20 protein-coding genes and 1 tRNA gene are annotated in these 18,808 nt (G+C 61.5%); 16 read left to right on the forward strand and 5 right to left on the reverse strand.

All coding sequences use genetic code 11. The annotated features are described in order from the left end of the window. Positions 1 to 61 precede the first annotated feature (61 nt). Positions 62 to 568 (reverse strand): disulfide bond formation protein B, encoded by a 507-nt coding sequence (locus tag RQP54_RS12320; RefSeq protein ID WP_409997571.1) that lies wholly within the window; start codon positions 566 to 568, stop codon positions 62 to 64. Positions 569 to 732: 164 nt separating this feature from the next. Between RQP54_RS12320 and RQP54_RS12325 the strand changes: the two genes are divergently transcribed. Beyond that, entirely contained in the window at positions 733 to 1,005 is a 273-nt protein-coding gene (locus RQP54_RS12325; RefSeq protein WP_315678614.1) for an oxidative damage protection protein, read from the forward strand. A 63-nt stretch (positions 1,006 to 1,068) separates the two neighbouring features. Here the strand turns inward: RQP54_RS12325 and RQP54_RS12330 are convergent, their stop codons facing one another. The 4 genes from RQP54_RS12330 to RQP54_RS12345 form a co-directional block, all read right to left on the reverse strand. Continuing rightward, complete coding sequence (locus RQP54_RS12330; RefSeq protein WP_315678615.1) at positions 1,069 to 2,028, reverse strand: ABC transporter permease; 960 nt, start codon at positions 2,026 to 2,028, stop codon at positions 1,069 to 1,071. Beyond that, positions 2,021 to 3,136 carry an ABC transporter permease gene (locus tag RQP54_RS12335; protein WP_315678616.1) on the reverse strand — a complete coding sequence of 372 codons (1,116 nt, stop codon included), beginning with the start codon at positions 3,134 to 3,136 and terminating at the stop codon, positions 2,021 to 2,023. The genes RQP54_RS12330 and RQP54_RS12335 overlap by 8 nt, the downstream gene beginning before the upstream one ends. After that, entirely contained in the window at positions 3,133 to 4,674 is a 1,542-nt protein-coding gene (locus RQP54_RS12340; RefSeq protein ID WP_315678617.1) for an ABC transporter ATP-binding protein, read from the reverse strand. Before RQP54_RS12340 ends, RQP54_RS12335 begins: the two co-directional genes overlap by 4 nt. A 103-nt stretch (positions 4,675 to 4,777) precedes the next feature. Further along, a complete protein-coding gene (locus RQP54_RS12345) occupies positions 4,778 to 5,758 on the reverse strand; it encodes a BMP family ABC transporter substrate-binding protein (protein WP_315678618.1) in 981 nt (326 codons plus the stop codon). A gap of 108 nt (positions 5,759 to 5,866) precedes the next feature. Between RQP54_RS12345 and RQP54_RS12350 the strand changes: the two genes are divergently transcribed. From RQP54_RS12350 to RQP54_RS12420, 15 genes are all read left to right on the forward strand, one after another. Beyond that, positions 5,867 to 6,805, forward strand: coding sequence for a ribokinase (locus RQP54_RS12350; RefSeq protein ID WP_315678619.1), 939 nt, complete (start codon positions 5,867 to 5,869; stop codon positions 6,803 to 6,805). 32 nt (positions 6,806 to 6,837) lie between these two features. Continuing rightward, the gene (locus RQP54_RS12355; protein ID WP_315678620.1) at positions 6,838 to 7,815 is read left to right on the forward strand and encodes a nucleoside hydrolase; all 978 of its coding nucleotides are present in this window, start codon (positions 6,838 to 6,840) and stop codon (positions 7,813 to 7,815) included. Positions 7,816 to 7,899: 84 nt separating this feature from the next. Further along, positions 7,900 to 8,691: a sulfite exporter TauE/SafE family protein gene (locus RQP54_RS12360; protein WP_315678621.1), complete on the forward strand. Its 792-nt coding sequence runs from the start codon at positions 7,900 to 7,902 to the stop codon at positions 8,689 to 8,691. Positions 8,692 to 8,733: 42 nt separating this feature from the next. After that, the gene (locus RQP54_RS12365; RefSeq protein ID WP_315678622.1) at positions 8,734 to 10,551 is read left to right on the forward strand and encodes a nitrite/sulfite reductase; all 1,818 of its coding nucleotides are present in this window, start codon (positions 8,734 to 8,736) and stop codon (positions 10,549 to 10,551) included. A 16-nt stretch (positions 10,552 to 10,567) separates the two neighbouring features. Further along, on the forward strand, positions 10,568 to 10,957 hold the full coding sequence (locus RQP54_RS12370; protein ID WP_315678624.1) for a DUF934 domain-containing protein: 390 nt from the start codon (positions 10,568 to 10,570) through the stop codon (positions 10,955 to 10,957). Then, entirely contained in the window at positions 10,954 to 11,766 is an 813-nt protein-coding gene (locus RQP54_RS12375; RefSeq protein ID WP_315678625.1) for a phosphoadenylyl-sulfate reductase, read from the forward strand. The genes RQP54_RS12370 and RQP54_RS12375 overlap by 4 nt, the downstream gene beginning before the upstream one ends. Beyond that, positions 11,763 to 12,695, forward strand: coding sequence for a sulfate adenylyltransferase subunit CysD (cysD, locus tag RQP54_RS12380; RefSeq protein WP_315678627.1), 933 nt, complete (start codon positions 11,763 to 11,765; stop codon positions 12,693 to 12,695). The genes RQP54_RS12375 and cysD overlap by 4 nt, the downstream gene beginning before the upstream one ends. A gap of 128 nt (positions 12,696 to 12,823) precedes the next feature. Next, entirely contained in the window at positions 12,824 to 14,200 is a 1,377-nt protein-coding gene (locus RQP54_RS12385; RefSeq protein ID WP_315678628.1) for a sulfate adenylyltransferase subunit 1, read from the forward strand. Positions 14,201 to 14,253: 53 nt separating this feature from the next. Then, positions 14,254 to 14,583 carry a ferredoxin FdxA gene (gene fdxA, locus RQP54_RS12390; RefSeq protein WP_315678629.1) on the forward strand — a complete coding sequence of 110 codons (330 nt, stop codon included), beginning with the start codon at positions 14,254 to 14,256 and terminating at the stop codon, positions 14,581 to 14,583. A 10-nt stretch (positions 14,584 to 14,593) separates the two neighbouring features. Then, on the forward strand, positions 14,594 to 15,622 hold the full coding sequence (locus tag RQP54_RS12395; protein WP_315678630.1) for an NAD(P)/FAD-dependent oxidoreductase: 1,029 nt from the start codon (positions 14,594 to 14,596) through the stop codon (positions 15,620 to 15,622). Positions 15,623 to 15,704: 82 nt separating this feature from the next. Then, positions 15,705 to 15,780, forward strand: a tRNA-Asn gene (locus RQP54_RS12400). A gap of 81 nt (positions 15,781 to 15,861) precedes the next feature. Beyond that, positions 15,862 to 16,137, forward strand: coding sequence for a DnaJ domain-containing protein (locus RQP54_RS12405; RefSeq protein WP_315678631.1), 276 nt, complete (start codon positions 15,862 to 15,864; stop codon positions 16,135 to 16,137). Positions 16,138 to 16,154: 17 nt separating this feature from the next. Continuing rightward, positions 16,155 to 16,727, forward strand: coding sequence for a hypothetical protein (locus RQP54_RS12410; protein ID WP_315678632.1), 573 nt, complete (start codon positions 16,155 to 16,157; stop codon positions 16,725 to 16,727). Between the two features lie 52 nt (positions 16,728 to 16,779). Beyond that, positions 16,780 to 17,532 (forward strand): hypothetical protein, encoded by a 753-nt coding sequence (locus RQP54_RS12415; RefSeq protein WP_315678633.1) that lies wholly within the window; start codon positions 16,780 to 16,782, stop codon positions 17,530 to 17,532. Positions 17,533 to 17,547: 15 nt separating this feature from the next. After that, the gene (locus RQP54_RS12420; protein ID WP_315678634.1) at positions 17,548 to 18,774 is read left to right on the forward strand and encodes a hypothetical protein; all 1,227 of its coding nucleotides are present in this window, start codon (positions 17,548 to 17,550) and stop codon (positions 18,772 to 18,774) included. The last annotated feature ends 34 nt before the right edge of the window (positions 18,775 to 18,808 follow it).

Raw genomic sequence — 18,808 nt, forward strand, 5'->3', positions numbered from 1 at the left:
TCACGACCCTTTGATTACCAAAAACCAAGGGTAAATCCTCATCCCGCTGGCGACCTCTCAGTCACTGAAGCCGCTCCCGGTGCCCTCGTGCGCTACCGATCGCCAACGCCCCCACCAACACGAACAGGGTAAACGTCACAAAGGACCAATTGGCGATAGATCCGCCAAGAAAAGTCCAATCGATCTTTGAACAGTCTCCACTTCCACGGAAAACCATAGGCAACACACGTTTCAAAGGGAAGTTTTCAATCATTCCATAAAGGTCCCGACCACAGGAAACCACTTCGGGTGGATACCACTGCAACCAACTCTGGCGTGCAGCAACGACGGCCCCCGAGAGCGCAGCCAATACCATCAGCCCCAGAAAGACAATGCGCTTCGACTTCGACCCATGGAAGAACGCCACCATCGCGGAAAACACCCCGACCAGCACCAGCAGGTAGCGCTGCACAATGCACATCGGGCAAGGCTCGAGTCCCACAGCATGCTGCAGATACAAGCCAAACACCAGCAAGGCCGCACAAGAAAGGGCTATGCCGTAGAACACTACGGGTATACGACTGGAAATCCACTCTCGCAACACATCAACTCCAAGAAAAATTGGCGTCGCCCCCGACGCACCTCCGGGATTATCAGACACTCAGACCAATACGAGTCCGTACAATCCGCAACGTCACACTGCGGCCAAGACTTGTTGCCCAGCGTCCTGTCATCAACCCACTACCCTCTGTTATGCCACGTACCGTTCATTGCATCATGCTTAAACGCGAAGCCGAAGGGCTTGATTTCCCCCCTTACCCCGGCGAACTGGGAAAGCGTATCTGGGAGTCAGTCAGCAAAGAAGCATGGGCCGCCTGGTTACGCCACCAAACCATGCTGGTCAACGAGAACCGGCTCAATCTTGCTGACTTGAAAGCCCGACAGTATCTGGCGCGCCAGATGGAAAACCACTTTTTCGGTCAGGGTGCGGACGCTGCCCAAGGGTACGTGCCGCCCAGCGCATGATCGCGACCACGGGGGAAACGTTGCGTCCTCCGTTCTACCGCGGCTAGTGAGGGGGCGCGTTGGTTAGCGCTCTTTGCTGTATGGGCGCCCCAAGGCCTGGGGCGCAACGGCTTTTCCGATAACGCCAGCGAGGAGCACGACCGTCAGGACGTACGGAAGCGCCTGAATCATCTGAACAGGAATCTCGCCGATACCGGTGACCGATACGCCTTGCAGACGAATCGCTGCGGCGTCCATGAAGCCAAACAACAGGCAAGCACCGAAGGCTCCGAACGGATGCCAGCGCCCGAAGATCAATGCGGCCAAAGCCATGAATCCCCGTCCGGCAGTCATATTGGGCGAGAAGCTCGCGTTCTGGGCCAGTACAAGATAGGTTCCAGCCAAACCGCACAACACACCGTTGATTGTCAAGGCAATGTATCGCAGTCGCTGCACTGACACGCCGGCCGCATCAACCATCTGGGGGTTTTCTCCTACGGCCCGCAGCCGCAGCCCGAATCGCGTCCGGAATAGCAGCCACCAGCAAGCGGGCACCAGCGCAAAAGCCAAATAGACCAGGAAGTTGTGGCTCAGCAAGCCATTGAGCAGTCCCGCCTGCTGCGTCTGCGCAGACACTCCCAGCTGCGGGAAGAACGGCTGGATTCGCACTGCGGCATCAACCGGCGGCGTTTGTCCGCCCTGCGAAAACAGGGCGATGCCAAGCACAGCGGTCATTCCAGCAGCGATGATGTTGATGGCCACACCCGAGACGACCTGGTCGCCCTGGTGGCTCACACACGCCAGTCCATGCATCCATGCCAGAACCACTGCGACGCCCATGGCAGCGGCAATGGCCAGTACCATGGACCCGGTGAGAGCCCCCACGGCACCCGCTGCAAAGGCGGCAAACAGCATCTTTCCTTCCAAGCCAACATCCACCACCCCGCTACGCTCGGAAAACATGCCAGCCAAGGCGCAGATCAACAGTGGAGTGGACACCCGGATCGTCGAAGCGATCAGGGAGCCTAGCAGCACCTCATCCATGGCTTACCTCCAGCAGTCCCAACCATGCGAGCACGCGGGCCAGTAAGGGAGCAATGACATAAACCATGGCTCCGGAAAAGAGAACAATGAAGCCTTGCAGCATGACCACCATGTCGCGGCTGAAACCCTGGACCTCAAAAGCAACTTCCGCTCCACCCTGAAACAATGCCCCGAACAACAAGCTCGCGAGCAGGATGCCCACAGGATGGTTGCGCCCCATCAATGCAACGGCAATGCCCGTAAATCCGGCGCCGCTGACGAACTCCAGCAGCAAGCGCCCATTGACGCCAGCGATTTCGTTCATTCCCACCAAGCCCGCAAGCGCCCCGGAAACGGCCATGCTCAGCATGATTTGCGCCTTGGACGAAATACCGGCATACGCGGCCGCACCCGGGCTGGATCCGACCGCCCGGAGTCGATACCCAGAGCGTGTGTGCCACAGGTAGTAGTACACCAGGGCTGAGACCAGCAAGGCCAGCACAAGACTCAGGTTCAACGGCGACGCAGGCCACTCCACCCCCAACCACGCCAATGCCTCATGCATGCGAGGCAACCGCGCGGCGTCCACAAAAGGAATGCTCTCGACGGACATCGAACCGGCTGGCCTCAGATGATTGACGAGAAGGTAGACCAGCACACTGCTGGCAATGAAGTTGAACATGATCGTGGTGATGACAATGTGGCTGCCGCGGTACGCCTGCAGGTAGGCAGGAACTACCCCCCAGACCATGCCGAACAACGCGGCACCCAGCAGCATGCATGGAAGCAGCAGCCATCCTGGCACCACAGGCCCGAGCCAAAGGGCCATCAATCCGGTTCCCAAACCACCCATGATGGCCTGCCCCTCGCCCCCGATGTTGAACAAGCCACCATGGAACGCGACGGCAACGGCAAGGCCGGTAAACGTGAAGGTGGTGGCGTAGTACAGGGTATAGCTCAAGCCACGCGCAGACCCGAAAGCACCCTGCACCAGTACCGACATGACCCTTCCCGGCTGCTGCCCCACGAGTGCAACCACCACGGAAGCTGCGAGCATGGCCACCAGCAGGCAAACCAGAGGAAGCAGATACAGGTCAGCCCAACGAGGCAATGCGACCGTCGATTTCACGAGGCACCCCCACCAATCATCAGCAACCCCAACTCGGCCTCGGTGCACGCCTCGATCGGCAGGATTCCACTGACCCGCCCTTGATTCATGACGACAACCCGATCGGACAAGGCCAAGATTTCATCCAGTTCGCTGGACACCACCAGAACGGCGCACCCTGCGTCCCGCATAGCCCGCAACTGTGCGTAGATGAACTCGATCGCGCCGATGTCCACGCCTCGCGTCGGCTGTCCGACCAGAAGCACTTTCGGGGTTTGACCCAACTCGCGGGCCAGAACGAATTTCTGCTGATTCCCGCCCGAAAACTTGCTGCTGACCAGGTTCGGATCGCGCGGGCGTACGTCGAATGTCTCCATCATGCGCGCGCACGCACTGCGCATGTTCGCATGACGCATGCCCATGGGGGCGCTGAATTCAGCAAGGTCTTCAAACCCCAGTACAGACGATTCCCAGGCCTCAAACCCCAGGATCAAGGCCCGGGCATGCCTGTCTTCCGGCACATGACCGACACCCAAGTGCCGCGCGGTCTTGGGATCAAGCCAGACTGCTTCTGCAGAAAACACCCGGTCGCCCAATTCCATTCGTCCCCGATCCGGGCGCAACATGCCGGACAGCACGTCAAGCAACTCGCTTTGACCATTGCCCGAAACGCCCGCAACCCCCACGATCTCGCCACGCATGAGTCTGAGGCTAACCCCTTCGAGCCGCTTGACACCAAAACGGTCCGTGTAGGACAAATCCGTCGCGTCCAGTGCCAGCACACCAGTATCGGAGTGCCCCGACTCGACGCGTCCCAGGTGCACCCTGCGTCCCACCATCGCCTCCGCCAGGGACTCGATGCTCGCCTGGGCAATCGGCATCTCCTGCACGACACGCCCAGCGCGCATGACCGTGACGTGATCGCAAAGGCGCATCACCTCCTTGAGCTTGTGGGTGATCAGGATGATGGTGCAACCGTCCTGCCTGAGTTTGCGCAGCACGACAAAGAGGTGCTCGGTCTCCTGCGGGGTCAGTACCGCCGTAGGCTCATCCAAGATCAGGATGCGCGCGCCACGATACAAGGTTTTGAGGATTTCGAGCCGCTGCTGATCGCCCACAGGAAGATCGGCCACTTTCTTGTCCAGGTCCAGGACCAGGCCTGTGTCCTTCATCAATCGGTTGAGCTTTTCCCGTACCGCGGGAAGGGCTCGCTGCAGGCTCCAGTGGGGCTCAGCGCCAAGCATCACGTTCTCGATACCACTGAGCGTATCGACCAGCATGAAGTGCTGATGCACCATGCCGATGCCGACGGCAATCGCTTCATCCGCATTGGTGATCTTGGCCGTACGCCCAAAAACATCAATGGTTCCGGCATCGGCCTCATAGAAGCCGTAGAGGATGGACATCAACGTGCTCTTGCCCGCACCGTTTTCGCCGACGATGCCATGCACAGACCCAGTCGAGACCTTAAGTTCGACGTCGGCGTTGGCGGCAACCGCGCCAAAACGCTTGCTGATGCCGCGCATATGCACTGCCAAAACCCCGACATCGGGGCGCACTGCGGTTGTGTCCGTCACCCAGTCCACTCCAAACTAATCTCGCATTCAACGGAAAAGCCCACGGTCACCAGGTGTCCGTGGGCTTGCTGACGTTACACAGGGGTCAATACTTGCAGGCGTTGTCAGCCATGTAGTCCGCAACCTTGATCTTGCCGGCGATGATGTCGGCCTTGGCCGCCTCCACCTTCTTCTTCATGTCGGCAGTGACCAGCTTTTCGTTGTTCTTGTCCAACGCGTAGTCAATGCCGCCCTCTTTCAAGCCGAGTGCGGAGATGCCGGGCTTGTGGCCTTTGGATACGTTGTAGACGGCCACGTCGACACGCTTGAGCATGGATGTGAGCATCGTGCCTGGCTGCAGATGGTTCTGGTTGCTGTCCACGCCGATAGCCAGCTTGCCCGCATCCTTGGCTGCCTGATACACGCCGATACCTGTGCCGCCCGCCGCAGCAAAGACCACATCCACGCCTTTGGCGAACTGGGCCTTCGCCAACTCTCCGCCGCGGGCAGGGTCATTCCAGGCTGCACCGGTCGTGCCCGTCATGTTTCCCAATACCTCGGCCTTGGAATTGACGAACTTGGCGCCCTGCTCATAACCACACTGGAACTTGCGGATCAGCGGGATGTCCATGCCACCGACGAATCCGACCTTTCCCGACTTGCTGGCCATTGCTGCCATGGCGCCCACCAGGAAACTACCCTCGTGCTCCTTGAACACCACCGACTGCACGTTGGGCAGGTCCACCACCATGTCGATGATCGCGAATTGCAGCTTGGGAAACTCCTTGGCTACCTTCTCAATGCTGGAAGCCTGTCCAAAGCCGATGCCGATGATGGGACTGGCGCCCTTCTCTGCCATGCGGCGGATCGCCTGTTCACGCTGGGACTCGTTGGAGATTTCGAATTCCAGGTAATTCTTGCCCGTTTCCTTCTTCCACTTCTCCATGCCGTTGTAGGCGGCCTCATTGAAGGACTTGTCGAATTTGCCGCCCATGTCGAACACGATGGCAGGTTCGGCCATCGCAATACCGGCACTCAACAACGCTGCAGACAACACGCTAAACCGGAATGAAGAGGATGTGTTCATGGAAGGTCCCGCTCCTTGGAAGAAATAACAATGGAAGCGCAAAACGATACCATACGCCGGGCGTCGCACAACGCCCGTCAAGGGAAACTACCGATAGGTCCTTCAAACATGTCAACCAAGATCCTGGTCGCAGGTTCGGCCAACCTCGACTTTGTGGTGCAAGCCCCGCACATTCCGGCGCCCGGAGAAACCGTTCTAGGTACCAGCTACCGGAACTTTCCCGGCGGAAAGGGGGCCAATCAGGCCGTCGCCTGTGCGCGTGCGGGGGGGGTATCGACTGCATTCCTTGGCGCATTTGGTGAAGACGGCCTGGCCTTGCCCATCATGTCATCCTTGCGCGATGCCGGTGTCGAACTCCACCAGGTTGTCAGCCCCAGTGAGCCCACGGGCACGGCATTCATCTGCGTCGCCGCCAATGGTGAGAATGCCATCACTGTCGTACCTGGGGCCAATAAGGACCTCCAACCATGCCATCTCCCCGCACTGGATGGCATCGCCTATTTGCTGATGCAGCTCGAAACCCCTTTGCCGACCGTGCTGGCCTTCGCGGCCAAGGCGCGCCAGGCCGGTGTGCGTGTGGTTTTGAATGCTGCCCCCGCACAACCGCAGGCGCGAACAGTGCTGCATGACGTTGACGTGCTGGTGGTCAACGAAGGGGAGCTTTTGCAGCTGAGTCCGACACGCGGCACCATTGCTTCCATGATGCAGTCGCTCAGGGTTGCCACGGTAGTCACCACATTGGGCAGCAAAGGCTGTGTAGCACTTTCGGCCCAGGGCTTCCTGGTGCAACCTGCCTTTCCTGTGGAAGCAGTGGATACCACAGCAGCCGGCGACACGTTTTGCGGAACCTTCGTGGCAGCACTGGCGCACAATTGCAGCCTTGCGGATGCCTTGCACCTCGCATCCCTGGCAGGTGCTCTGGCGTGTACCCGCCCAGGCGCCCAAAACAGCATACCGAGCCGAACCGAAGTATTGGCCCTGATGGCATCGGCGCCAAGCGCAACCTCCGAGCAAGTCACGACCCTGGAACGCTATTGCGGACTGTGAGCCCGCGTAGCCTTATTGATCACGCCACTCCCATGCATAAAGTCATTTTTGATACCGACCCTGGCGTCGACGACGCAATCGCCCTGTATTTCGCGCTTGCCCATCCGTCCATCGAGGTCCTGGGCATCACCACCACCTTCGGCAACGTCCATGTACATCAAGCGGCCGCCAATGCCCTGTACCTGACCCGACTGGCCGGACACCGCATTCCGGTGACGCAAGGCATCGCCAGCCCCTGGGTGCAGCCACCGGGTACACCCCCGGCCTTCATCCACGGCGACGACGGCTTGGGCAACCTGCCCCGTCGCCTGCCCTGCCCCGATGCCCTGGACCCACGCCCCAGCGCCCAGTTCATTGTCGACACGGTGCGCGCCCACCCGCACGAGGTTTCGCTCGTCGCAGTGGGCCCACTGGGTAACCTGGCGCTGGCATTGAAGCTGGCACCAGACATTGCCTCGCTGGTACGCCAGGTCATCGTCATGGGGGGGGCGGCGCTGGAACCAGGCAACGTGTCCCCCGTGGCCGAAGCGAATATCTGGAATGACCCGCACGCCGCCGACATCGTGTTCGGCGCTGGCTGGCCCATCACCATGGTGGGCCTCGATGTCACCCACCAGGTGGTCACGGAGTTGGTCCTGTTTGAGCAATTGGCCCAATTGCACCGCCACCCTGCCACGGATACCTTGCTGCATGCCGTGCAGTTCTACTGCCAGTTCTACAGCGGCTTGCACAAGCACCGATTCGCTACACCTGGCTGCTTTGCCCACGATCTGCTGGCTTTCATGGTTCTGGTGCAGCCAGACTGGTTTGGTACCGAATCGGGCGTGGTGCGCGTAGTGACGGAGGGTATCGCCAAGGGCCAGACCGTGCTGCGACGGCGTGACTTTGTCGACTACCCGCAATCTGGCTGGGAGACGCAGCGCCCGCGCACCTTGGTGTGCATGGAGGTAGATGCCCAAGCGTGCGTTGACCTGTTTGTACAGACACTGGCGCGCCCGTGGATGCGTTGAGGTCATTCTTATTCAATATTTGACATATTGACATAGGAAAAATGTATTTTTCCATCTATGGGATTGCGCCTACAGTCGCTGCCCATGGGTGACATTGCATTTGTTTTCGCGGGTTTATTTGTCGGTCTGGTCGTCGGACTGACCGGTGTCGGCGGCGGCTCCCTGATGACGCCCATCCTGATCTTCTTCTTTGGCGTCAAACCCTACATGGCCGTAGGGACCGACCTGCTGTTTGCCGCGTTTACCAAGGCTGGTGGCACGATCAAGTTGGCACGCTCCGGACGCATTGACTGGCCGGTGGTGCTCAACCTCAGTGCTGGCAGTATCCCCGCGGCCTTGATCACCCTGTACCTGCTGCATGAAGCGGGCACGACCAGCGCTACCGTGCAAAAAGTGATGACCAGCACCTTGGGTCTGGCCCTGCTGCTCACGGCGGCTGCCACCTTGTACAAGGCCCTGCGCGGGAAGACATCGCCGAAGGAAGTTGCCGCCGGACAGGAAGCGGTTGCTGCCCGTCCACGCCACTGGAGCCTGCCGCTGTTGTTTGGCGCCGTGATCGGCACGCTTGTGACGCTGACCTCGGTGGGCGCCGGTGCCATTGGCGTTACCGTGTTGATGATTCTCTACCCCCTCTTGCCACTGCCGCGCATCATCGCAGCGGACATTGCCTACGCTGTGCCCCTTACCCTCGTGGCAGGGCTCGGACACGCCTCACTGGGCTCGGTGGACTGGCACATGTTGGCAGCCCTGCTTGCCGGGTCGCTGCCTGGCATCTGGATCGGCTCGCACCTCGTGGTCAAGACACCCGAACGCATCATCCGCTCGCTGCTGTCCGTATTGCTGGCCTACGCCGGCCTCAAGTTGATCGCCCTCTGATTTATTGTCTGTGCGGCCTTGTGCCGCGGTTTAAATCCTGTCATGTACCAATACACCGAATTTGACAAACAGTTCATCAAGAACCGTGCCGCCCAGCACCGTGACCAGTTGGAACGCAATCTCGCCGGAACGCTGAGCGACGACGAATTCCGCCCGTTACGGCTGCAAAACGGTTGGTACATCCAACGCTACGCGCCCATGCTGCGCGTCGCCGTGCCCTATGGCGAAATCTCCAGCGCCCAGCTGCGCGTGCTGGCGCGCATTGCCCGTGAGTACGATCACCCCACGAAGGAAGTGTTCGACAAGGCCATCGGGACCCAGGCTACCTGGGGCACCACGCACCTGCCGGTGGGCTATGGCCACTTCACCACACGCCAGAACGTCCAGTTCAACTGGATTCCGCTCGCAAAGAGCGCCGACGTGATGGACCTGCTGGCCACGGTGAACATGCACGGCATCCAGACCAGCGGCAACTGCATCCGCAACATCACCACCGACGAACGCGCAGGGGTGGCCCCGGACGAAGTGGCCGACCCGCGCCCGTTTGCCGAAATCCTGCGTCAGTGGAGCACGCTGCACCCCGAGTTCGCCTTCCTGCCGCGCAAGTTCAAGGTCGCCATCACTGGCGCTACGGAAGACCGTGCCGCCACCCGCTGGCACGATGTGGGCCTGTATGTGGTGAAGAACGCCGCGGGTGAAGTCGGCTTCAAGGTTTTTGTGGGTGGCGGCATGGGCCGCACCCCCATCGTCGGCACGGTCATCCGTGAATTCCTGCCCTGGAACCAGATCCTCAATTACCTCGAAGCGGTGGTGCGGGTCTACAACCGCTGGGGCCGTCGCGACAACCTGTACAAGGCCCGCATCAAGATTCTGGTCAAGGCCGAAGGCCAGCGCTACATCGACGAGGTGGAAGCCGAGTACCGCGAAATTGTGGAAAAGGACGGGGCGCCGCACACCATCAGCCAGGCCGAGTTGGATCGCGTTGCGGCATCGTTCGTGCCTCCAGCCATCACCGATACTGCGCAGGCAGCTTCCAAATCGGTAGCAATTCCGGCCGAGCGCCAGCGCGACTATGAGCGTTGGCTGCAGCAGAACGTGCAGTCCCACAAGAACCCTGCCTTGCGCGCGGTCACCCTTTCCTACAAGCGCCTGGGCCAAGCCCCGGGTGACGCCGATGCCGACCAGCTTGACACCGCCGCCGATCTGGTGGACCAGTTCTCTGCCGGGGAAGCCCGCGTCACGCACGACCAGAACCTGCTGCTGCCCTGGGTGCGTCAGGAAGACCTGCCTGCCTTGTGGGTAGCCGCCAGCCACGCTGGTCTGGCCCGCTCCAACGTGCGCTTGCTGACCGACATGATTGCCTGCCCCGGGGGTGACTTCTGCGCCCTGGCCAACGCCCGTTCCATCCCGATTGCAGCGGCCATCACCGAGCGCTACCAGGACATGGACGAACTGCACGACCTGGGCGAGATCGACCTGCACATCAGCGGTTGCATCAATTCCTGCGGCCACCACCACACCGGCCATATCGGCATCCTGGGCGTGGACAAGGACGGCAAGGAGTGGTACCAAGTGTCGGTGGGCGGCTCCGATGGTTCCGCCTTGAGTGGTGAAGCGACTCCCGGCAAAGTAGTCGGTCCTTCCTTCAGCGCTGGCGAGGTGCCAGGCGTGGTCGAAGCCCTGCTCGACGCCTTCCGCCAGCACCGCCAAGGTCGTGAAACCTTCATCGACTGCGTGCGCCGCGTCGGTTTCGAAACGTTCAAGGCTGCCGCCAACAGCGCCCGCTTGGCCGACAAGCATGAGGAACTGGCTGTCCTGCCGAAGGCCGCAGGCTATGCACGCGATGCCCAGGAAGCCTAAGAAAGAAGAGTTAACTATGAAATTGATAGCTGCCAGCGCACATTCCACGCGGGTTGATGGCCAAAATGTCCTGGAATTGGCCAATACCGAAGACCCACGCAACCTGGACCTCACCGGTATCACGCGCATCGACCTGCAGTTCCCCAAGTTCACCGACGGGCGTGCCTACAGCCAAGCGTTCCTGCTGCGCCGTCGCCTGGGGTTCACGGGCGAGCTGCGCGCCACGGGCGACGTGCTGATTGACCAGCTGGTGCAGATGCAGCGCAGCGGCTTTGACGTGGCCGTCCTGCGCGCCGACCAGAACATCGACTTCGCCCAGCGCCAGTTTGACCGCTACTCCGCGTTCTACCAGGGTGACGCTGTCACCACCGAGCCACACTTTGCCCGCGAAAAGGCCACCGCATGAGCGCCGAAGTCTCCGCACTGCCTCAGCGCTTTGCCCCACAGGCGCAACCTGCCGGAAGCGCCATCGCCCGCAATGCAGCGCCCAGCCAGGACTACATCATCAAGCTGGCTGAAACCCAGAACGTACTGCAGCAGGCGGCCGCCACCTACCGCCGTACCGACACCATCACTGGGGCTTCCGTGGCGACTGTCACCCAGGCCTCCAGCCTCGGGGCCGAAGACGTGGTCATCAGCCACCTCATCAACAGCCTGAAACTCGACATCCCGGTATTCGTGCTGGAAACGGGCGCCTTGCACACCGAAACCCTGGCATTGCTGGAGCGGTTTCAGTCCAGCAGCCGCGCGCCGGTAACTGTCTACAAGCCAGTGAACGAGTCCGTGGTGCAGTTTGTCGCCCGCGAAGGTGCCGACGCCATGTACAAGAGCATCACGCTGCGCAAGGCCTGCTGCGGCATCCGCAAGATGGAGCCACTGGCTCGCGCATTGGCGGGCAAGGGTGCCTGGATCACCGGCCTGCGCCGCGAACAGAGCGGCGCCCGCGCCGACGTGCCGCTGGTCGACACCTCCGAGCAACGCACCAAGCTCAACCCCCTGGCCAACTGGACCTGGGGCGACGTGTGGCACTACATCCGCGAAAACGCCGTGGACTACAACCCGCTGCACGACCAGTTCTTCCCCAGCATCGGCTGCGAGCCTTGCACCCGGGCTATCGCCCTCGGTGAAGACTTCCGCGCCGGGCGCTGGTGGTGGGAGGACGAGTCTGCCAAGGAATGCGGACTGCACGTGAAACAGGACAAGACAGCAGCATGAACGCCATGACCGAACCGACCCATTTCGACCGCCTCTCCAACCGCCACCTGGATGCACTGGAAGAGGAAACCATCTTCATCCTGCGCGAAGTCGCAGCCGCCTTCGAGCGCCCGGCCCTGCTGTTCTCCGGCGGCAAGGACTCGCTGGTCATGCTCAAGTGCGCTGAAAAGGCCTTTGGCGTGGGCCGCATCCCCTACCCGCTCCTGATGATCGACACCGGCCACAACTTCCATGAGGTGACCGATTTCCGCGACTTCCGCGCCAAGGAATTGGGCGCCGATCTGATCGTGCGCAGCGTCGAAGACTCCATGGCCCGCGGCACCGTGCGCCTGGCCCACCCGGGCGAGAGCCGCAATGTGCACCAGTCGGTCACGCTGCTCGAAGCCATCGAGGAATTCCGCTTCGACGCCCTCATTGGCGGCGCCCGCCGCGACGAAGAGAAGGCACGCGCCAAGGAGCGCATCTTCTCGCACCGCGACAGCTTCGGCCAGTGGCAGCCCAAGGCCCAGCGCCCCGAGTTGTGGACCCTGTTCAACACCCGCATCCAGCCGGGCGAGCACTTCCGCGTGTTCCCCATCAGCAACTGGACCGAGCTGGACGTCTGGCAATACATCGACCGCGAGTCCATCGCCCTGCCCAGCCTGTACTACAGCCACAAGCGTGACGTGGTGGAGCGCAAGGGCCTGCTGGTGCCGGTCACCGACCTCACCCCGGCCAAGCCGGGCGAAACGATCGAAAGCCGCGATGTGCGCTTCCGCACCGTGGGTGATATCACCTGCACCTGCCCGGTGGAGAGCACGGCCGCCAACGCCGCCGACATCGTGATCGAAACCCTGCAGGCCGAGGTCAGCGAGCGCGGGGCCACCCGCATGGACGACAAGACCTCCGAAACCTCGATGGAAAAACGCAAGAAAGACGGGTATTTCTAGGCACACCCCAGGCTTCGCGCACTCCGTGTCGCTACGCCACCCCCTTGCAGGGGCAACACCAGCAGCCCGGCATAGCCGGTTCTGCGGTGTTCGAGGAACGAACAAACGCTGAAAAGCAAGGACAGAGAATGACTGTTGCTACCAAATCAATAGCGCCCTACGCAAGCAATTCGGGGGCTACCGACGAATTTGATACCCAAAGCGCGCTGCGCTTCATCACCTGCGGCTCGGTCGACGACGGCAAGAGTACGCTGATCGGCCGCCTGCTGGTGGACAGCCGCTCGGTGCTGCAAGACCAGTTGGCCAACGTCTCCAAGAGTGGCGAGGCGGATCTGGCCTTGTTCACCGACGGTTTGAGCGCCGAGCGCGAACAGGGCATCACCATCGATGTGGCCTACCGCTACTTCGCCACCCCCAGCCGCAAGTTCATCATTGGTGACGCGCCGGGCCACGTTCAATACACCCGCAACATGGTCACCGCAGCCAGCAGTGCTCACGCCGCCGTGGTACTGGTCGATGCGACCAAGCTCAAATGGAACGTGGAAGGCCTGGTGGAATTGCTGCCCCAGACACGTCGCCACAGCCTGCTGGTGAATCTGCTGCGCGTGCCGAGCATCCTCTTCGCCGTCAACAAGCTCGACGCTTTGGGCGACGATGCCAAGGCAGCCTTTGCCAAGATCAGCCAGGCACTGGCCGCCTTTGCCGAGCACGCGGGAATCACCGTGGCAGCCACCATCCCCATGTCCGCCCTCAAGGGCGACAACGTGGTCACTGCCACCCCCGGCTGGTGCGGCTACACCGGACCCAGCCTGCTGGACGTGCTGCAGACCCTGCCCGTGACCGCTGCCGAGACCGACGTACCCTTCGCTTTCCCCGTGCAGTGGGTGGAGAAGTTCCATTCCAGCAGCGACACCTCCATGGGGCGCCGGGTGTTCTGGGGCCGTGTGGCCACCGGCCAGGTGCATGTGGGCGACGCCGTCACGGTGTTGCCAAGCGGTCAGAGCGCGAAAATCGCCCAGGTGCTGGACCACGTGCGCAACCCGAAAGAGGTGCATGCCGGGCACAGCGCCGGTATCGTGCTCGACCGCGAGGTCGACGTTTCGCGCGGCGACTGGTTGCTGGCCCAGGTTACCCCCGAGGCCGACCCGACCGACGAGTTTGCGGAACCCCCCAAGCCCCAGGCTTTCCTGCCCCCCAGCCGCGAGATCCGCGCCACCGTCGCGTGGATGGACGACGAGCCCTTGGTGGCAGGGCGCGTCTATTGGGCATTGCACGGCCACCGCTGGGTCAAGGCCAAGGTCAAACGCGTGGTGCACAGCCTGGATGTGAACACGCTGGAAGAACACGACGCCGGGCAGATCGAGCCCAACGCCATTGGCCACATCGAACTGCTGCTGCAGGAACCCATCGCGGCGCTCCCCTATGCGCGTTCGCGCGTGCTGGGCTCGCTGATCCTTGTCGACACTGCGACACACAAGACCTCAGGCGCCGTACTGGTGCTCTAAACCGGTGCACGAAACCCATTAAAATCAGAGGCTTAGCCAAAAACACCCACACCATGACCCACGTTGTTACCGAAGCCTGCATCAAGTGCAAGTACACCGATTGCGTAGACGTCTGCCCCGTTGACTGCTTCCGCGAAGGCCCCAACTTCCTGACCATCGACCCCGATGAGTGCATCGACTGCGCGGTGTGCATCCCCGAGTGCCCGGTCAACGCCATCTACGCCGAAGAAGACCTGCCCAAGGACCAGCGCCACATGACCAAGCTCAACGCCGAGCTGGCCAAACTGCCCACTTGGAAGAGCATCACCAAGCGCAAGGCTGCCCTTCCTGAAGCCGAAGAGTGGAAAGACAAGACCGGCAAGCTGTCCGAGCTGCTACGCTAAGACTTCTGCCATGCAACCGCCCATCGAAACCGATGCACTGGTCATCGGTGCCGGTCCGGTGGGCTTGTTCCAGGTTTTCCAACTCGGCCTGCTCGGAATACAGGCCCACGTCGTCGATGCCCTGCCCTTCGCTGGCGGGCAATGCGCCCAGCTCTACGGCGACAAACCCATCTACGACATCCCGGCCATCACCGTCTGCACCGGTCAAGACCTGACAGACCGTCTGGTGCAGCAGGCGAGCGTCTTTTCACCAACCTACCACTGGAGTCAGCATGTGGCACAGTTTGTGCCCTTGCCTGATGGTCGCCTGAGCACACGAACGGATAGCGGCACGTGCTTCTTTGCTCGCACCGTATTCATTGCGGCTGGCGTCGGAGCGTTCCTTCCCAAGACCCTCAAGATTGAGACGCTCACCCCACTCGTGGGGCACTCGGTTTTCTACGAACAGGCAGCTCCCCAACCTGCAAAGGGGAGTACGCTCGTCATCGGTGGCGACAGTGCCGCGGTGCAGCGCGCGATCGAGTTGGGAAACCCATCGCAACCCGTGACGCTGAGCCATCGGCGGGATCAGTTTGACATTAACGCGGCTCAACAGGAAGCGCTGAGGGAATGCATTGCCGCCGGCACCATCCAACTCCGTATCGGCCTGCCCACCGAGGCACGGGTGGAGAACGGACAGCTATGCGCCGTAGGCCTGACTGTGGCGGATGGCAGCCTGCAGTGGATCGACGCCAATGTGATCGAGGCCTATCTGGGCGTCTCCCCCACCCTGGCTGCCTTGAAGGAATGGGGCATCGATCTTGACCGTCGCTGCGTGCGCATTGATCCGTCCAACTGTGCAACGTCGCTCCCCGGCGTCTTTGCCGCAGGTGACGTGGTGAGCTACCCCGGCAAGAAGAAACTCATCGTGTGCGGTTTCCATGAAGCCTGCATGGCGGCCTACGGTGCCCAGGCCCACCTGTGGCCAGGCAAGACCTTCCCGCTGCAATACACCAGCTCCAGCAGCCACCTGCATGCCCTGCTGGGTGTGGGCCATTGAATGCGATCGGCAAAAAATTTTTCAACTTTTTTGCCTCTCCTCCAAAACAGCATTTTTTCCGGGCTATAATCTTTGTCTCGATTCCTCAATAGCTCAGTCGGTAGAGCGCCGGACTGTTAATCCGTAGGTCCCTGGTTCGAGCCCAGGTTGAGGAGCCAAAAATACGAAAAGCCCCGCTATATTTCTTATAGTGGGGTTTTTTTCTTTGTCCATCCCAAACTGCCTGACACTGTCTACCCATGAGCGATCACTATGCCGCATTGGGCCTGAGCCCCAGTGCCACGGCCGCCGACATCAAAAAGGCCTTTCGCCAACTCGCAGCACAGTACCATCCGGACCGCAACCCGGACCCCAAGGCCCCTGCGCTTTTCCGCAAGGTGCAAGCAGCGTACGATGTGCTCTCCGACGCGGAAAAACGCCGACTCTACGACGAGAACCGCCGACGCAACCTGCTCGATGACCCGCTGGCAACAGCCAAGGAAATCTGGCAGGCCTACTTTTCTTCCCTGCACTGATCGGGAGGTTGACCACCATGTTCGTTTCCTCATTTTTCCGCGACCTGCTCAGTAGCTACCAGGCCGAAATTGACGACCTCAGCTTCGACTCCGAAGGCAAGCAGGTGTTTGCCAAGCGCCGCAAGGAGCGCGCCAAGGAACTGGGCTTTTTGCTGCAGCTCATCGACACCAATCCCGAGATGCTGTCGGCCCTGTTCCACGGCAGCTTCCAGTTCAAGCACCCGGCTGCCATGGTGCAGCTGGTGGGGCAGGACCCCGAAGAGCTGCCGCTGTGGGGCGACCTGGGCAACGCCGTGGCACTGAATGCCGACGCCCTGACGCTGGCTGCCCAGGTACTGGCAGCAGACAAGGGCGACTGGCTGTTGACCGTGGCGGCTGGGCTGGAGTTCCTGCATTCCCGCGGCATGGGAGGCAGCACGCTGGACAGCGACGAGGCCGACGACGCCGAGGACGATGCCCAGACCCAAGAGGTGGAAGACCACGCCGAACACCTGTCCAGCGACGACGAAGGCACCGGTGGCCCGTCTGAAGAGGCTGGCGCCGACTGGCTGGCCGACCAGGGCTTCGAGCGCAAGGACAGCGACGCCTGATTTCACACTGAACTGAACAACGCTTTACTCACACCGCAAGGAATATTGCAGCATGGGCAATCATCTGGCAGTCATCGAACAAACGCGCAGTCTCATCGCCGCGGGCGACATCGTGGGGGCGGAAGCCGCCCTGGGCGAACTGGCCGACACCGAGGGCGATGGCGCCCTGATGGTGGTGCTGGAGCAGTTGGCCCCGAAGGATGTGCTGGCCGTGATCCGCGAGTTCGACAACTCCAAGGCCTCGGTGGTGAACATGCTGGTCACGCCCGAGCAGTTTGCGCGTGCCGTGGTCATCGAGAAGCAGTACAAGGACCTCAGCCGCACCCACCTGCGCGGCATGATGAACTCGGTGATCTTCCGCGACGAGGCTGATGCGGTGGAGTTCCTCACCGCCATTGGCGACCTGGAGGGTGGTGCAGAAGCGCTGGCCGACTACTTTGCCGAAAAGTGGAGTCGCGTGGAGGCCTTTGCGCGTACGGGCGTGTTCGACGCCGTGGAAGACTTTGGTGACCCGCTCAGCGAAGACGAACTCTATGCCAACGCCTACGCCCACCCCCGACTCGACCACGAGGAGGTGGCCGACAACGACTGGATGGAAATGGCCTGGCTGCTGCGCTACAAGTGCCCGGACCTGTTCATCGAGACGCTGCTCACGCTGCGCGCCAAGGCGCGTGCCTTTGAACTCTCGGGTGATGAAGGTGCCTTTGGCGACGAAGACGACCACCGCGTGGAAACCCGAGACACTGACCGCGGCAAGGCCACCCCAGCGGCGCTGGAATCCGACGACGACGAATCGGCCATCTGACGGAAGCCTCATCCCATGGAAGTTTCTGCGCCCGCAGCGGCCCAATCGCTGGCACATTTCGACCACCGGCTGTTCTTCGAGAAGGTGCTGGCCTATGGGCGCAGTCACGGCATCCTGACCCAGGAACGGCTGGACAGACTGTGCGAGGAAGCACCCAAAGGCATGGTGCAGCTGGCGCGCTACTTCGGCACCGAATACCTGCGCCCGGACCTGGAAAAGGCGCGGCTGCGCATCATCAGCCTGGTGAGCCTGAGCCTGGAAGTGCAGAACGACGGCGACCTGCGCCGCGCGGCCGAGAGCCTGCGCGACAACACCCTGCTCTCGCGCTCCAAGGCAGGCGCCGACATGCTCAAGGCCCTGCTGGTCATGCCGCAGAGCAGCCATTTCGGCATGAATGAGTCCAAGGTGTTCAATGACACCCTGATACCCAAGCTCGACGAGTGGAGCTTCAAGCCGGCGCACGAGTACCGGGCGGAATTGCAGCGGCGCAGCGCATTCACCCGGCAGATCGAGGCGGCACGTTGGTTCGCGGCCCAGCTCGAGCTGGACGAGGACGAGCTGCACGAGTCCGGCCACGATGCAGACGCCATCGTCCGTACCGGCTTGCTGGCCTTGAACACCAAGCGCACGGAATTTCCGGAATGGAAAATGTTCGAGAAGCTGGTGGCCTACTGGAACCAGCAGCTGCTCAAGGACGACGGCCGACGCCTGGCCTTACCCAAGAATCTGCCTGAATCCCTCGTGGATATTGCGCAGGCCGCTCTCGATTCCATAGCAATTGATGTACGCAAGGCCAGTGGCGGCGCAGCTGCCATTCGCAAGCTGTTCCAGCAGACCCCCGCCTTCATGGGCCGCTACTACTGGCTGGAAGAAAGCATGGTGGCGGTGGTGAACTATGACCGCGCAGTGTCCAAGGAGTGGGCCAAGGCCACCGAAGGCAGCGAAGAGGAAAGTGCCCTGCTCACGCTGTTCCTGTGCATCGCGGCCGGGGCACCGAAGAAGACCTTGCTCACCGAAAAAAGCGCGGCCACCTTGGTGCGCCGCCTTCGCAAGAACGGCTGGCAGCCCGAGCTGGCGAGCGACTTCATCCGCCAGAACGCACCCTTTGCCTTTGCGCAGGACTACCTGGCGCTTTGGGAGCAGTTTGTGCAGGAATCAGCCAAGACGCTGCTCAGCGACATGGACTACCAGCTGCACGACGCCCTGGCGCTGCTGCGCCGGGAGTGCCAGGTCCAACAATAAGGGCCGCAAGGTTTTCACCCTGCAGCCCTGGAGT

Origin of the sequence: Curvibacter sp. APW13 (assembly GCF_032337135.1) — a bacterium.
Classification (GTDB): domain Bacteria; phylum Pseudomonadota; class Gammaproteobacteria; order Burkholderiales; family Burkholderiaceae_C; genus Allorhodoferax.

Bases quoted from the DNA above. Each gene is read 5' to 3' on its own strand.
- RQP54_RS12355 (WP_315678620.1), top strand. From the start codon at position 6,838: ATGCATAAAGTCATTTTTGATACCGACCCTGGCGTCGACGACGCAATC.
- RQP54_RS12415 (WP_315678633.1), top strand. From the start codon at position 16,780: ATGGGCAATCATCTGGCAGTCATCGAACAAACGCGCAGTCTCATCGCC.
- RQP54_RS12405 (WP_315678631.1), top strand. From the start codon at position 15,862: ATGAGCGATCACTATGCCGCATTGGGCCTGAGCCCCAGTGCCACGGCC.
- RQP54_RS12360 (WP_315678621.1), top strand. From the start codon at position 7,900: ATGGGTGACATTGCATTTGTTTTCGCGGGTTTATTTGTCGGTCTGGTC.
- fdxA (WP_315678629.1), top strand. From the start codon at position 14,254: ATGACCCACGTTGTTACCGAAGCCTGCATCAAGTGCAAGTACACCGAT.
- RQP54_RS12325 (WP_315678614.1), top strand. From the start codon at position 733: ATGCCACGTACCGTTCATTGCATCATGCTTAAACGCGAAGCCGAAGGG.
- RQP54_RS12385 (WP_315678628.1), top strand. From the start codon at position 12,824: ATGACTGTTGCTACCAAATCAATAGCGCCCTACGCAAGCAATTCGGGG.
- RQP54_RS12345 (WP_315678618.1), bottom strand. From the start codon at position 5,758: ATGAACACATCCTCTTCATTCCGGTTTAGCGTGTTGTCTGCAGCGTTG.
- RQP54_RS12370 (WP_315678624.1), top strand. From the start codon at position 10,568: ATGAAATTGATAGCTGCCAGCGCACATTCCACGCGGGTTGATGGCCAA.
- cysD (WP_315678627.1), top strand. From the start codon at position 11,763: ATGAACGCCATGACCGAACCGACCCATTTCGACCGCCTCTCCAACCGC.
- RQP54_RS12375 (WP_315678625.1), top strand. From the start codon at position 10,954: ATGAGCGCCGAAGTCTCCGCACTGCCTCAGCGCTTTGCCCCACAGGCG.
- RQP54_RS12395 (WP_315678630.1), top strand. From the start codon at position 14,594: ATGCAACCGCCCATCGAAACCGATGCACTGGTCATCGGTGCCGGTCCG.
- RQP54_RS12330 (WP_315678615.1), bottom strand. From the start codon at position 2,028: ATGGATGAGGTGCTGCTAGGCTCCCTGATCGCTTCGACGATCCGGGTG.
- RQP54_RS12410 (WP_315678632.1), top strand. From the start codon at position 16,155: ATGTTCGTTTCCTCATTTTTCCGCGACCTGCTCAGTAGCTACCAGGCC.
- RQP54_RS12420 (WP_315678634.1), top strand. From the start codon at position 17,548: ATGGAAGTTTCTGCGCCCGCAGCGGCCCAATCGCTGGCACATTTCGAC.
- RQP54_RS12350 (WP_315678619.1), top strand. From the start codon at position 5,867: ATGTCAACCAAGATCCTGGTCGCAGGTTCGGCCAACCTCGACTTTGTG.
- RQP54_RS12365 (WP_315678622.1), top strand. From the start codon at position 8,734: ATGTACCAATACACCGAATTTGACAAACAGTTCATCAAGAACCGTGCC.